This window comes from Flavobacterium sp. 270, assembly GCF_004368785.1.
GTDB lineage: Bacteria > Bacteroidota > Bacteroidia > Flavobacteriales > Flavobacteriaceae > Flavobacterium.
Window position 1 is genome coordinate 427518 of record NZ_SODM01000003.1, and the last position, 14433, is coordinate 441950.

At 33.7% G+C, this 14433-nt stretch carries 9 protein-coding genes; 1 reads left to right on the plus strand and 8 read right to left on the minus strand.

Translation table 11 applies throughout. The features are described from left to right. Positions 1 to 55: 55 nt before the first annotated feature. The 8 genes from EV144_RS13400 to EV144_RS13435 all read right to left on the minus strand — a co-directional run bounded on the left by EV144_RS13400 (position 56) and on the right by EV144_RS13435 (position 11974). Positions 56 to 904 carry a neutral zinc metallopeptidase gene (locus EV144_RS13400; RefSeq protein ID WP_134149536.1) on the minus strand — a complete coding sequence of 283 codons (849 nt, stop codon included), beginning with the start codon at positions 902 to 904 and terminating at the stop codon, positions 56 to 58. A gap of 90 nt (positions 905 to 994) precedes the next feature. Continuing rightward, positions 995 to 5047, minus strand: coding sequence for a PAS domain S-box protein (locus EV144_RS13405; RefSeq protein ID WP_134149537.1), 4053 nt, complete (start codon positions 5045 to 5047; stop codon positions 995 to 997). A gap of 86 nt (positions 5048 to 5133) precedes the next feature. Continuing rightward, a complete protein-coding gene (locus EV144_RS13410; protein ID WP_134149539.1) occupies positions 5134 to 5931 on the minus strand; it encodes a hypothetical protein in 798 nt (265 codons plus the stop codon). A gap of 119 nt (positions 5932 to 6050) precedes the next feature. Beyond that, on the minus strand, positions 6051 to 7379 hold the full coding sequence (locus EV144_RS13415) for an aldehyde dehydrogenase (RefSeq protein WP_134149540.1): 1329 nt from the start codon (positions 7377 to 7379) through the stop codon (positions 6051 to 6053). A gap of 75 nt (positions 7380 to 7454) precedes the next feature. Continuing rightward, the gene (locus EV144_RS13420) at positions 7455 to 8144 is read right to left on the minus strand and encodes an RluA family pseudouridine synthase (RefSeq protein ID WP_134149542.1); all 690 of its coding nucleotides are present in this window, start codon (positions 8142 to 8144) and stop codon (positions 7455 to 7457) included. A gap of 215 nt (positions 8145 to 8359) precedes the next feature. Beyond that, positions 8360 to 9178, minus strand: a complete 819-nt coding sequence (gene panB / locus EV144_RS13425) for a 3-methyl-2-oxobutanoate hydroxymethyltransferase (protein ID WP_134149544.1) — start codon at positions 9176 to 9178, stop codon at positions 8360 to 8362. A 50-nt stretch (positions 9179 to 9228) separates the two neighbouring features. After that, on the minus strand, positions 9229 to 10425 hold the full coding sequence (locus tag EV144_RS13430; RefSeq protein ID WP_134149545.1) for an SH3 domain-containing protein: 1197 nt from the start codon (positions 10423 to 10425) through the stop codon (positions 9229 to 9231). A 121-nt stretch (positions 10426 to 10546) separates the two neighbouring features. After that, positions 10547 to 11974 carry an L-serine ammonia-lyase gene (locus tag EV144_RS13435; RefSeq protein WP_134149547.1) on the minus strand — a complete coding sequence of 476 codons (1428 nt, stop codon included), beginning with the start codon at positions 11972 to 11974 and terminating at the stop codon, positions 10547 to 10549. 310 nt (positions 11975 to 12284) lie between these two features. Here EV144_RS13435 and EV144_RS13440 point away from each other — a divergent pair, with 310 nt between their 5' ends. Further along, complete coding sequence (locus EV144_RS13440; RefSeq protein ID WP_134149548.1) at positions 12285 to 14432, plus strand: cation:proton antiporter; 2148 nt, start codon at positions 12285 to 12287, stop codon at positions 14430 to 14432. The last annotated feature ends 1 nt before the right edge of the window (position 14433 follow it).

Consider the following 14433-nt stretch of genomic DNA (forward strand, 5'->3'; position numbering starts at 1 on the left):
CGCTCTTTGCAGTAAATTGGAATTTGGAATTTAAAAAAAATTGGAATTTAAATTCTTATCTGATTTCCTCAAAAGTAGTTCCCTGTTTAATATCTCCTGTACTAAAACCTTTTTTAAACCAATACATTCTTTGTTCAGAAGTTCCGTGCGTAAAAGAATCCGGAACTATTTGTCCCTGCATTTTACTTTGTATGGCATCGTCTCCAACTGCATTTGCTGCACTTAAAGCTTCATCAATATCACCAACATCTAAGTTTTCTTTATTATAATGTGCCCAAACTCCGGCATAAAAATCGGCTTGCAGTTCTAGTGCAACAGAAAGTTTATTAGCCTGTGCTTCACTTTTTCCTTCTTGAGCTTCACGCATTTTTGCTGAGGTTCCCATTAAGGTCTGAATGTGATGCCCAATTTCGTGTGCTATAACATACGCAATTGCAAAGTCACCGCCCTTAGCTCCAAATTTAGTTTTTAGTTCCTCAAAAAAGCCTAAATCCATATAAACCTTGCGGTCGCCAGGACAATAAAAAGGTCCGGAAGCTGATGAAGCACCACCGCAGGCAGTTTGTACAGAACCTCTAAAAAGCACCAATTTTGGTTTTTCGTAAGTCATACCATTTTCAGAGAATATTTTGCTCCAGATATCTTCGTTATCGGCTAAAACAACTCTAACAAAATTACCCATTTCTTCATCTTCTTTGCTTAACGGAGCGGCAGCTTCAGTTTGTTGTTGTCCGCCTTGTATTTGTTCCAGTGCATTTCCTACTGTTTTACCAGTTTCACCGCCAAAAACATTTAATAGCAAAATAACAATTCCGATAACACCACCTCCAACAACGGCTTTTCCACCAGAAAGTCCTCTTCTGTCTTCTACATTATCACTTTGTCTTCTTCCTAACCATTTCATAGTATATTGTAATTTAGTTTTTTATATTTTTAATGTACGAATTTATGTATTTTTAAATAATAAAAGGTTATCGAAATTAAATTACTTTTATCATTTAAGCCATTTTATCAAAGTCTCTTCTACGCTGCCTTTTATGATTGGTTTTGAGATATAATCATCCATTCCGGCCGATAAACATTTATTTCTTTCTTCTTTTTCGGCGCCTGCAGTTACGGCAATTATCGGAATATTTTTGCCTGTTACCGTATTTCTAATCGCTCTTGTAGTTTCGTAACCATTCATGATTGGCATCTGAATATCCATAAAAACAAGACTCGGATTTATGCTTTCAAATTGTTGTATGGCTTCATAACCATTCTCGCATTCATAAATAAAAGCATTGTTATAGAGGTTTTTAATAATAGTTTTAAGCAAAAGCATATTAACTTTATTGTCTTCTACGATTAAAAACGTGATATTTTTTTTGCTGTATTCTGTACTTTCTTCGTCAGAATTTAAGTTCATTCTTTTGAGTTCTGCATTGTATTTTTCGTTAATACTTTGATTGCTTGTTTTTAAATTCAAATCAAAATAAAAATTACTGCCAATGTCAATTTTACTTTCCAATTGCAGACGGCTTTCCATCAATGCCAGCAATTGATTGGAGATTGTTAATCCTAAACCAGTTCCGCCAAATTTTCTCGTTGTAGAACTATCTTCTTGCGAAAAAGCTTTAAAAATCTTCTTCTGATTTTTTTCCAAAATTCCAATTCCGGTATCAATTACAGAAAAACGTATTACACAATTGTTGTTTTTGTTTTTTTCTAAAACCGAAACATTAAGTTTGATAGAACCTTCGTTGGTAAATTTTACAGCGTTTGAAAGCAGGTTTATCAGAATTTGTTTGATACGCACAATATCGGTCCAGATGTATTTAGGAACATCAGGATCTACATTAAGTTCGAGCTGCAGGTTTTTTTGGTTGGATTCGTAAACAATTAAATCAAAAACCTGACCGAGTACTTTTTTGATGTCGTATAAATCTATAAAAAGCTCTAGTTTTCCGGCTTCAATTTTAGAAAAATCCAGAATATCATTTATAATCTCCAACAAAGAATGTGCAGATTGATTAATGGTTGTCATGTATTTTTCCTGAATTTCTTCTAGTTCAGTTTTCATCAATAAATGCGTGAAACCAATAATACCGTTTAAAGGCGTTCTAATTTCGTGCGACATATTGGCAAGGAAATCCGATTTTGATTTGTTTGCGGCTTCGGCCAATTGTTTGGCTTTTATGGCGTCTTCGGTTTCTTTTTTATTGGTAATATCAAAGTAAATACCGCCGACAAATTCAATTTCATCGTCTTTTTTGATAACATCACCAAATTCTTCTACCCAAATAAATTCTCCTGTTTTTCTTTTAATTCGGTAAATATTATGAAGCGGAATTCCGTTTTCTAAATTGCTGATTTGATTGTTAATGACGTCATCTTTATCATCAGGATGAATCAGCGACAAGAACGATAAATTATTCTCTATAAATTCTGATTTCGAATATCCTGTTAGATTCAGAATTTCATCGTTTAAGAATATTTTAGTCGAAAACGCATCAAATTTAGACAAGTAAACCGTTCCCGGAATATTATTGGCAATCAGTTTAAATTTCTCTTCACTTTCTACAATTTTGGTTTCATTTCGGTTTCTTTCTAATGCCGATGAAATGTTATTTGCTAAAACCTGAAAGATATAAATTTCCTCTTCAGACCATTTTCTTTCTTTTACACAATCATCAAAACCTATAAATCCGGTAAAAACATCATTGATATAAAGCGGTAAAATCAAAATCGATTTGATTTCGTTGTTGATAAGCAATTCCTTAAAAAAAGTATTTCCGAGTTTACGGGTAAGCGTATTTAGGATTTTCTTGTTTTGGGCAGCATCATAAATTTCTTTAAAATCTTCTTTGCTAAACGTTCTAAGTTTTGTTATCTGATGCTCAATACCTTCCCGCGACCATTTGTGTTTTTGGCTTACGGTATCGGTTGTAAAATCTTTTTCGTAATAAAACATATGATCTACGTTGGCTGCTTTTCCAATCAATTCATACGTTTCTGCAAACATTTCCTGTGTCGATTTGCTAAGTAGAAATTTCTCTGTACAAAGCGAAAGCGCATATAATAACTGGCTCTTAAATTCTAATCTTCGTTCTGCTTCTAAACGCATTTGCGAAGAAATCGCCAGCGAAATCACATCAGATATGGTTCGGGCATAATTGATGTCTTCATTGTCCCAATCTCTTTTATTTTCGGTACTTTCAAAACAAGCGACACCTGCCAATTGTCCGCTTAAAAAAATCGGAACATCAAGCATCGATTTAATATGGTTTTTGGTAAAATAAAGTTTTTGAAATTCTGATGTTTCTAATTTATTAAAAACATCTGGGGCATTAATGATGGCTTTGTTTTTTAAGGTTTCAAAATAGATCGGATAAGATTCTTTATCTAAAATATTTTTATCGTTTAAATTTTGATTATCAATGCTGTAAAGATTTTTACAGCTAATTAAATCTTTGTAATATTTCCAGAAACTTACGCGGTTTGCTTTGCTTACTGTGGCCGCTTCTTTAAGAATATAATCTATAACAGAATTTAAATTATCGAATTTGCTAAAGTCTGTAGTTGATAATTTTTTGGTAGAATTGTTGTACGCTTCAATTTTTTCGAGACGGCTTTTTTTCTCGTTTTCTATATTTCTAATTTCTGTAATATCTCTCGCAATACCTGCAAAACCAATAGTTTGCCCTAAATCATTTTTGCGGATTATAAGTTTTTGAGAAACCCATAATTCTTCTCCGTTTTTCTTTAAAATCGGAATTTCGATTAAAGGAAAATTATTCTCGTCAATTGCTAAATTTTCGTAGAAATCAACTGCATTTAGTAAATAATCTTCATGAATAAAATTAGAATAATGATGGTGCAGGATTTCATTGTCTGAATATCCTAAAATCGCATATGCAAACTCATTTACAAAAGTAAAACGACCATCAGCATCAATTTCAAAAATAATATCGGTTGCGGTCTGGATTAGGTTTTTGTATTGATCCTGAACAATAATCTGCTCGGTAACATCCTGCCCAATACTAATAATTAAATCTTCAGAGAATTTTTTATCTTTCCATTGAATGTATTTGTATTCTCCATTTTCAGCCTTTAATTTTCGCATGTAGAGCTTGTTTTCCTCATGGTGTATGTGGTAAACTTTCTCTAGAAAATCTTTATCCTTGGTCAATTCCCAGAATTTATGCCCCATAACTTCATCCGGTTGATAACCTAAAATAGAAGTTATGGTTTCGCTGCAAAATAATATTTCGCCTTTTTGGTTTGTTGCAATCGTAAGGGAATTTCCTTTGTGTACAATCTCGTTTGAAAACCTGAAATTATCTCGATTGTTGAGTAAAACGGCATATTTTACCTGATTGATAATGAAGATAAGAATGCAGAAATTAATTAATAAAATGGAAGATTTTATTGGGATTATAGTAAAAGCAACCGTAATAATCAAAAATGCAAAAACCAACGCCACAAAGAACCAGTAAATTTTTATTGGTTTTAGAATGTTGTAAGAGAAGAAAAATGAGATGAGGAATACAATAATCGGTACAACATCATTCGTAAGTAAAATAACATTGCTGAGAACATACGAGATATAGATGAAGAAAAAGAAGATAAATATTTGCTGAATTCTGTCTCTAAGCCATTTTACCTTGTCTGTTATCAAATAAATGAGCAGAACCAAAATCCCAATTGTAACATTTACAACTAATAAACTTTTGGGTCTGATTTTAAAGATTTCATTTATAATTTCGATTACAATAACTGCAATTCCAAAAAATAAAATGTAGAGTTGATATTCTTTGCTTGCGGTTTCGACCTCTTTCTTTTTTTCTATGAAATATCCAATTTTTGATTTGATTCTAAAAAATTGATACACCAGTAAGGCCAGAAAAGCAAAAAGTGATAATCCTAAAACAATGAGTTTAGGATTATTATAAAAAATTATATCTGAATTGTACACATACCAGTTTGCAATAATTGATTTCAGGGCATTGCCCAAATGAGCAATTCCTGAAATCAATAAATTTAAAAAACTACAGTCAGCTGCCATAGATTTTGGGGTATGTTGGTTTCGTAAATAGCGCTTTGATTGTTCTAAAAGAGTTGGTTAAGCTCTTTTTTATCAGAACTATCTTTTTATTCGAAATCCGATTGCCCGATTGAATCAATCGAATCTTCTTCTTCCTGATCCATGCTTATAATTGAAAAATAAGTTGCGTAGGTCATGCTGGTATTAAATACAACCGTAAACAAAACTCCGATACAACAACCTGCTAATCCTAAAAGAGAGCCAATAAAACCAGTTACAAACAAAATAAAAATCATCCCGGGATTCTTTGTTACAATGACTAAACTTGCCTTTATAGCTTCTAAAGATTTTAAATTTCCGAAAACAATAAACGGAATACTTAAATAAGTGAAAAAATTCACCATAATTGAAAGTGCCGTTCCTAAGAATCGAATTCCAAGTCCGTCTATCAAAGCCCCAATAGAGGTACTTATTAATGTAATAATTAAAGAAGCAACAAATATCTGTGCAAAATAAGCACCTTTGTAATAAGTGAAAATTGTTGAAAAATCAAACGATTCGTCCTTATCTGCAGCATCTGCCATTTTAAGAAATCCAGCTCCAAATGGTGCCAATAAAGCTGTTACTGCCGAAATCACAGCTGTTGAAATTACTAATTCCAGATAAGATGTTTTTTGAACAGCAAGATTTTGAAAAAATTGTTCTGTTAAACTTGCAGCGCCATAAAAAGCAACCATAATTCCCATAAAGGCAAAGGCGAAGATTATAGAGAATACTAAAATAATGAGCCCGGAATAAAGTGCTATTTTTTTGTAGTTTTCGAAAGCGTGAGTAAAAACAGTATTAAAATCTATTGTATAGCCATCTCTTTTGATGTCTTCAATTTGGTCAAGTGTAGATTTCATTTTTTAAGTAGAATTGTTTTATTTTCCTGTGATTTAATATATTTAGCGTGACGTAAATATAATATTTTTAATCAATTCCATATAAAAATCTACAAAACATTGCGAAATTGTTTCCGTATTTAAATCCAGTCTAATATACGCTTAATCGAAGCCAGTTTATCTTTATAAGGCGCGTAACGCATAGGCAGGTCGAGCCAGTTTCCTTTTTTGACTACGGCTTTGTGATGAGAAAAAGTATCAAAGCTCATTTGACCGTGATAAGCACCAATACCGCTGTGTCCGACACCGCCAAAAGGCAGTCTTTTATTAGAAAAATGAACTACTGTATCGTTGATGCAGCCGCCACCAAAAGAATAATTTTTAATTAGTTTTTTGGCAAATGAATTATTTTCGGTAAAAACATAAAAAGCAAGAGGTTTCTCATATCGGCTGATAACGTTGTGAATATCGTTTTCTGTTTCGTAAGTCAAAATAGGTAAAATGGGACCAAAAATTTCTTCTTTCATAACCAGACTGTCCAAATGAGGTTCATCTAGCAAAGTTGGAGCCATATAAAGTTTGTTTGCATCATTTTCTCCACCAAAAATAATCGTTTCAGATTCGATCATTGCCACTAAACGCAGCCAGTTTTTGGTATTTATAATTCGGGCAAAATCAGGGGATTTGTCTATTTTTTTACCGTAAGCTTTTATAATTTCTTCTATCATGTAAGTGATAAAATTAACTTTCATGTTTTTCTGAATCAAAATATAATCCGGAGCAATACAAGTTTGCCCGGCGTTGATAAATTTTCCCCAGACAATGCGTTTTGCAGCCAATTTTAAATCAGTAGTTTCGTCTACAATACACGGATTTTTACCACCTAATTCGAGTGTAACCGGTGTTAGGTTTTCGGCAGCAGCTTTTGCGACAACTTTACCGACAGCGACACTTCCTGTAAAGAAAATATAATCCCAGCGTTGTGCTAATAATTTATTAGAAACTTCGATGCCGCCTTCAAAAACTTCAACATGATTGATGTGAAATGTTTTTTCGATAATTTTAGCAATGATGGCAGAAGTATGAGGCGTAAGTTCTGAAGGTTTTAAAACGACTCTGTTTCCGGCAGCAACCGCAGCGATTAAAGGACATAAAGCCAATTGAAAAGGATAATTCCAGGGCGCAATGACCAGAACATTTCCGTAAGGTTCTTTATAAATATAATCGGTAGAAGGGAAGTTGAGAAGTGATGGAAAAACACGCTTGGGTTTTGCCCATTTCTGAATGTTTTTGATGGTATCTTTCAGATCCGAAATAACATAATTTGTTTCGGTTAAAACAGCTTCAAATTCAGGTTTTTTAAAATCATCGTATAAAGCTTTTACAATTAAATCTTCGCTTTTCTGAATGTTATACAATAATTTTTTGAGAGTTTCCTTTCTATATCCTATGTCGTTTTTGTAGTCCATTTTATGATCAGCTTGATTTTTTGCCTATGCAAGTTAATCGATAAAAATTTAAAAAATAAGAATTATATCATAAAATCATACCGCGTTCCAAATTGTTTCGTCGGGAGTTGGCGCTGTAATTATGATATTTTCTTTGGTAACGGGATGAATAAAAACCAATTTTCTGGCATGAAGATGAATACCGCCGTCAGGATTACTTCTGTCTGCGCCATATTTTAAATCTCCTTTTATCGGCGATCCAATCGCAGACAATTGCGCACGAATCTGATGATGACGACCCGTATGCAGATTGATTTCCAGCGCTGTATAGTTTTGAAGTTCTTTGATAATAGTATAATCCAAACTTGCCAGTTTGCTGTCTGGAACTTCTTTTAAATGTGCTTTTGAAGTATTATTTTTTTCATTTCTTTTTAGAAAATGAACCAATTTGGCAGTTGCTTCCACAGGTTTGTTTTTCACAATTGCCCAATATGTTTTTTTAGTTTCGCGGTTAGAGAACAATTCATTCATTCGCGTAAGCGCTTTACTAGTTCTAGCAAAAACAACAATTCCGGTTGTAGGTCTGTCCAAACGATGAATTACACCCAGAAAAACGTCGCCAGGTTTATTGTATTTGTCTTTTATGTATTCTTTCACAACATCAGATAACGGCTTGTCGCCCGTTTTATCGCCTTGTACAATATCGCCAACACGTTTATTAACCACAATAATGTGATTGTCTTCATGTAAGATTTGGAGATTTGTTTTGTTGGAAAGAACCTTCACTTTTGGATATTTTAGAATTTAAATTTTAGAATTTAGATTTGTATTGAGGGAATTTGGCTAAAGCCATTTTGATTCATAATAATGTTTCCTCCAGCTAAAGCAGGAGGCTATTCAAAATTTAGTTTTGCAAAACTCAGAAGCTTAGCAACTCAGAATCTTAGAACCTAAAAAAAAACTTTGAACCTCTGAGCCTATGAACCTTTGCCCCTCAAAAATTAATATTGTTCTTTTTCGTTCGGAAAATCACTCGCTTTTACATCAGTAACATATTGGCTGATTGCGCCAGTCATTGCTTCGTATAAATTTAAGTAACGACGCAAGAAACGCGGACTAAATTCATTATTCATTCCCAACATATCGTGGATTACTAAGACCTGACCGTCAACACCGCCTCCGGCACCAATACCAATAACTGGAATTGAAATACTTTCAGCAACTTTTTTGGCTAAATCTGCAGGTATTTTTTCTAAAACTACACCAAAACAGCCAATTTTTTCCAGCATTTTGGCATCTTCAATTAATTTTTCAGCTTCTTCATCTTCTTTCGCACGAACGCTGTAAGTTCCGAATTTATAGATAGACTGAGGTGTTAAACCCAAATGTCCCATTACTGGAATTCCTGCGTTTAATATTTTTTTGATCGATTCTTTAATTTCTTTTCCGCCTTCTAGTTTTACAGCATGTCCGCCGCTTTCCTTCATAATTCTGATAGCAGAACGTAAAGCTTCTTTGGGGTCAGATTGGTAACTTCCAAAAGGTAAATCAACTACAACTAATGCTCTTTCTGTCGCGCGAACAACAGACGAAGCGTGATATATCATTTGATCTAAAGTGATTGGTAAAGTCGTTTCGTGGCCAGCCATAACATTTGATGCTGAATCACCTACCAAAATCACATCGATTCCTGCAGTGTCAACAATTTTTGCCATCGTATAATCGTAAGCCGTCAGCATAGAGATTTTTTCTCCGTGACTTTTCATTTCGATTAGCGATTTTGTTGTTATTCTTTTGTAATCTTTTTTTGCTACTGACATTTTATTTTTTTTTGTGAATGTAAAAGTATTGAATAATTGTAGATTGGGAATCAGCAATCAAAGAATATTTCGATAGAAAATAGCTTTCCATCTTTAAATACGATTGTAAACTGACTGTCTTCCATGTGGATGTAATAATTATGAGGTGACTTTATCGAAGCCTCAATATAAGTACCATATTTTTCTATGAAAGCTTTTTCAGACACAGTATTGTCCAAAATTGAATTGGTGTTTATAACAAGCTTATTATTTTCGTTAATAAAAACTTTAATTATTTCTGCCTGATTTTTCTTTTCATCTACAGAAACTTCTAAATCGGGATAGTAATAAAATAAATCGCTTAAGTAAATCCCGCAGCCATCCTCTACATTGGCTTTTTTAGTTGGTTTTCCAAATAGTTTTACTAAATCTTTTTGAGATAAATACAATGATTTGGTTTTAGTTCCTTTCAAAACAAATTCTGCTTTTTTTATAAATGCAGTAATTTGTTCTGGTGTTTTTTGTTTTGCTAAACCCTGAGCCAAGAGAAAATTAAGTTCCGTATCCTCTATTAATTTCGGATCATTCAATTGTTTGGCAACCAGATTATAACGTTGATAAGCAGGAATTAATTTATCGTAACCGCTGTTCCAGGCCAACTCTACAATTCGCTCGCCAGCCGTTTTTCGCTCATTAATTTTTGTTTCGTCTAATTTGTCAAACTCTTTGAGTAAAGTATTAAAATCAGGTCTTTTGCCGATAAACTTTCTTAGTGTAAATTTCGCGTATTCACTGTCAAAATTACCACTTATATTAACCCATTCTTCTTGATTTTTAGGAAGATAATTTACGGCTACAGGATCACCGGTATTTAGAATTTCTTTAATTTTTGAATTTTTATCCGGCGCCGATCTTGCTTTTAAACCAGCTGCTAAAACAAAAAGATGATTTCCTCCATAATAATCATCACCGCCTTCCAATATAGGATTTTCGGGATCTTTTGTTTTGATATCTGCAGCGTTTAATGATTTGCCAACAAATTTTGCTTCAACAAAACCTTCCGAAAAATTATCTGCTTTTACCTTATACCAGCCATTTTCATTTTCTGATAATAATTGTATTTGGGCACTATATTTAAAATAGCCTAAAAAATCTCCGGTATTATTTTTTGAAGTAAATAGTTTGGTGTCTGATTTTATATAAGAATGATCTTGAGCCTGCGCTAAAATCGAACACAAAAAGAAAAGTAGAATGCGGTATTTTTTCATCTGAAATGTTTTGTTTTTTTCTGCCACGAATTACACGAATTACACGAATTTACACCAATTTTATGATGATGAAAAAAAATAATTCGAGAAAATTCGTGTAATTCGTGGCAAACCTTTCTCGTTAACAATCTGCCATATTTACTGCAATTGCAAGTCCGCCTTCAGAAGTTTCTTTGTATTTAGAATTCATGTCTTTTGCTGTCTGCCACATGGTATTAATTACTTTGTCTAACGGCACTTTAGCATTTTTAGAATCGGTTTCAAGAGCCAATTCAGCAGCATTTATCGCTTTTATCGCGCCCATTGTATTTCTTTCGATACACGGAATCTGAACTAAACCTCCAATTGGGTCGCAGGTTAAACCAAGATGATGTTCCATTGCGATTTCTGCGGCCATAAGAACCTGAGCCGGAGAACCGCCCATTAATTCGCAAAGTGCCGCCGCCGCCATAGATGAAGAAACGCCAATTTCGGCCTGACAACCGCCCATTGCTGCAGAAATTGTAGATCCTTTTTTAAAGATACTTCCAATTTCGCCCGCAACCATCAGGAATTGTTTGATTTCTTTTTCGCCGGCGTCGTGATTTTCGATTACCAGATAATACATTAATACAGCCGGAATTACACCAGCACTACCGTTAGTTGGTGCTGTAACCACTCGGCCTAAAGAAGCATTTACTTCATTCACGGCAAGTGCAAAACAACTTACCCATTTTAGGATCTGACGAAATTTTACTTCTGTTTTTCTGATTTCTTCGAGCCAGGTTTGTGGCGAATTATAATTGGATAATCCGATAAGGTTTTGATGCATATCAAATGCTCTTCTTCTCACGTGTAAACCGCCGGGAAGAATCCCTTCAGAATGACACCCAATGTACATGCATTCTAACATGGTATTCCAGATACGCATTAATTCCGAATGAATTTCTTCTTCGGGACGCATCGATTTTTCATTTTCATAAACAATTTCAGAAATCATCTTATTTTCTGAAACTGTATAATTTAAAAGCTCAACCGCATTTTGAATTGGAAACGGAAAAGCGCATTTTATTTCTTCTTTTATTTTGGCATTGATGCGTTCTTCTTTCACAACAAAACCACCGCCTATAGAATAAAAAGTAGATTCGTATTCAGAATCGTCTGCTTTGTAAGCTGTAAATTTTAAGCCGTTGGCATGAAACGGAAGAAACTCTTTATTAAAAACGATATCCTGCAGAAAATAGAACGGAACAGCATATTGATCTGCCAGTTTAATTTCATTCGTATCTTCAATTTTTTTAATAATTCCTGCAATATTCTCTACCGGAATATATTCAGGATCCTGACCGCTTAAACCCAGCATAACAGATAAATCTGTAGCGTGGCCTTTACCAGTTAAAGAAAGCGAACCATATAAGTCGACTTTTACGCGCTTAATCTGGTCTAAAATAGATTCATTTTTTAATTCTTCTAAAAAACGTTCGGCAGCTCTCCACGGGCCTAAAGTATGTGAACTCGAAGGACCAACCCCAATTTTAAGCATATCAAAAACAGAAATACATTCTTCCATTGTGCAATTTTTGTTACTACAAAGATAATTGAATAATGCAATGAACTTTAAAATTTGATTGTTAATGTTGCATATTTGTTAAAATAAATATTAAATATTAATAATTTGGCAACGAAATAAATTTAATTGCTTAATATGCGGTTTTCGTAAAAAGTTGGAGTTTTTTTTAGGTATTTTTGTAATGAAGCACATACTAAAGAATTTGGTTTTTTTATTTTCTAAAGAAATCAGTAAACTAAAACTTCTGACACCGCATTTTAATTGATGTTTTTACGAAAATTAAAATACCACAAGAAGATAAAATTACACTATGATAGAATTTTTCAAGCATTTTTTACAAGAATTCGAATTGCCATTAAACAATCCAGTATTAATTTTCTCGTTGATACTTTTCATTATTTTATTGTCCCCAATTTTATTAAAGAAAATTAATATACCAGGTATAATCGGATTAATCATTTCAGGCGTTATTATTGGGCCTCATGGTCTTAATATCCTGGCAAAAAGTTCTGCAGTAGATTTATTTTCGACCATCGGGCTTCTTTATATTATGTTTATTGCAGGTCTGGAACTTGACATGAATGAATTTAAGGCCAACAGAAACAAAAGTTTATTATTCGGATTATTTACCTTTATTTTTCCGCTTTCTATAGGTTTTCCGGTTTGTTTTTATTTATTGCACTACGATTTCAATGCCAGTTTCTTGACCGCAAGTATGTTTGCAACGCACACTTTGGTGGCGTACCCAATTGTAAGCAAATTAGGAATTGCAAAAAATCAGGCCGTTGCCATCACGGTTGGGGGAACAATCCTTACCGATACAGCCGTTTTGATTATTCTAGCCGTAATTATGGGAAGTAGTCAGGGAAATTTAAATCAGGCATTTTGGATAAAATTGACCGTTTCTTTAGCGATTTTCTCTGCCATTATGTTTTTGGTAATTCCGAGAATTGCAAAATGGTTCTTCAAGAAATTAGAAAGTGAAAAACACGCCCATTATATCTTTGTACTTTCTGTGGTTTTCTTTGCCGCGTTTTTGGCAGAAGTAGCAGGAGTAGAGCCTATTATTGGTGCTTTCGTTGCCGGTTTGGCATTAAACCCGTTAATTCCGCATTCGTCTGCTTTGATGAACAGAATCGAGTTTATCGGAAATTCATTGTTTATCCCGTTTTTCCTGATTTCTGTGGGAATGCTGGTTGATATCAGCGTAATTTTAAGCGGACCAACGGCACTTATTGTGGCCGGAACTTTGAGTGTTGTCGCTATTTTTGGAAAATGGATTGCAGCCTTTTTTACGCAGGTTGTTTTTAAATATACTAAAACCGAAAGACAGCTTATTTTCGGATTAAGCAGTGCGCATGCCGCTGCAACTCTGGCAGTTATTTTAGTAGGTTTTAAAGCTAAAATTTTAGATGAAAATATCTTAAACGGAACTATTATTCTAATTTTAATAACGTGTATTGTTGCGTCTTTTGCTACCGAAAAAGCAGCTAAAAAAATTGCCATCTGCGAAGAAGAAATTTCTCATGAAGATGCAGAAAAAGATCAAATTTTAGACGAGCATATTTTAATTCCGCTGGCAAAAACTTCTGCGACAGCAAGTTTGTTAGATTTTGCACTTTTAATAAAAGACAAAAAATCTTCTAATCCTGTTACGCTGCTTACCATTGTTCCCAATAACGATCAGGCCGAAATTAACATTTTGAAGTATAAAAAAGCCGTTGATAAATTTGTAATTCAAGGTTCTGCTTCAGAAGTAAAAATAAATACGATTGCCAGAATAGATCACAATCCTGCAAGCGGAATTGCGAGAACTTCTAAAGAAATTATGTCTGACATTGTAATTGTGGGATGGCCGAGAAAAACAGGTTTCTTAGATAAAATTTTTGGTGAAAATGTAGATTCTATAATCAACAATGTTGATAAGACTTTGTTTATCTGTCGTTTTGAGAAAACCTTTATCGAAGAAAAAAGATTGGTTTTTATCTGTCCGCCTTTTTCTGAAAGAGGAGTTGGATTTCAGCTTTTACTACAGAAAATCTGCCGTTTATCTCAGGAATTAAGCGTTCCGATTGTAATTTATGGCGAATACAAAACACATCAGACTATTTTACAAATTGCTAATAATCTAAAACTAAATGCAAAATTAGGTTTTAAAAGTATTTTGGACTGGGAAGATTTTGAAGCGATTTCTGATGAAATTAAAGGCACTGATTTGATTGTCTTTAATTTATCCCGAAAAGGTTCCGTTTCTTATCAGTCTATTTTTGACAAATTGCCTCAAAAATTCGAAAGATCATTCAACGATAATAACTTGATTTTGGTTTATCCGCACGACGGAAGAAAAGAAAGTGCGATGGATGCTTATGAAGATTTTACAGCAACACCGCTACAAAAAGGTATAGAAGCAATCGAGCAAATTGGACGTGGTTTGGGAAGTATTTTGAAGAAGAATTAGT

What these genes read in the sequence shown, in the direction of transcription:
- EV144_RS13400 (WP_134149536.1), bottom strand. Translation starts at nt 904, where the DNA reads ATGAAATGGTTAGGAAGAAGACAAAGTGATAATGTAGAAGACAGAAGA.
- EV144_RS13405 (WP_134149537.1), bottom strand. Translation starts at nt 5,047, where the DNA reads ATGGCAGCTGACTGTAGTTTTTTAAATTTATTGATTTCAGGAATTGCT.
- EV144_RS13410 (WP_134149539.1), bottom strand. Translation starts at nt 5,931, where the DNA reads ATGAAATCTACACTTGACCAAATTGAAGACATCAAAAGAGATGGCTAT.
- EV144_RS13415 (WP_134149540.1), bottom strand. Translation starts at nt 7,379, where the DNA reads ATGGACTACAAAAACGACATAGGATATAGAAAGGAAACTCTCAAAAAA.
- panB (WP_134149544.1), bottom strand. Translation starts at nt 9,178, where the DNA reads ATGTCAGTAGCAAAAAAAGATTACAAAAGAATAACAACAAAATCGCTA.
- EV144_RS13430 (WP_134149545.1), bottom strand. Translation starts at nt 10,425, where the DNA reads ATGAAAAAATACCGCATTCTACTTTTCTTTTTGTGTTCGATTTTAGCG.
- EV144_RS13435 (WP_134149547.1), bottom strand. Translation starts at nt 11,974, where the DNA reads ATGGAAGAATGTATTTCTGTTTTTGATATGCTTAAAATTGGGGTTGGT.
- EV144_RS13440 (WP_134149548.1), top strand. Translation starts at nt 12,285, where the DNA reads ATGATAGAATTTTTCAAGCATTTTTTACAAGAATTCGAATTGCCATTA.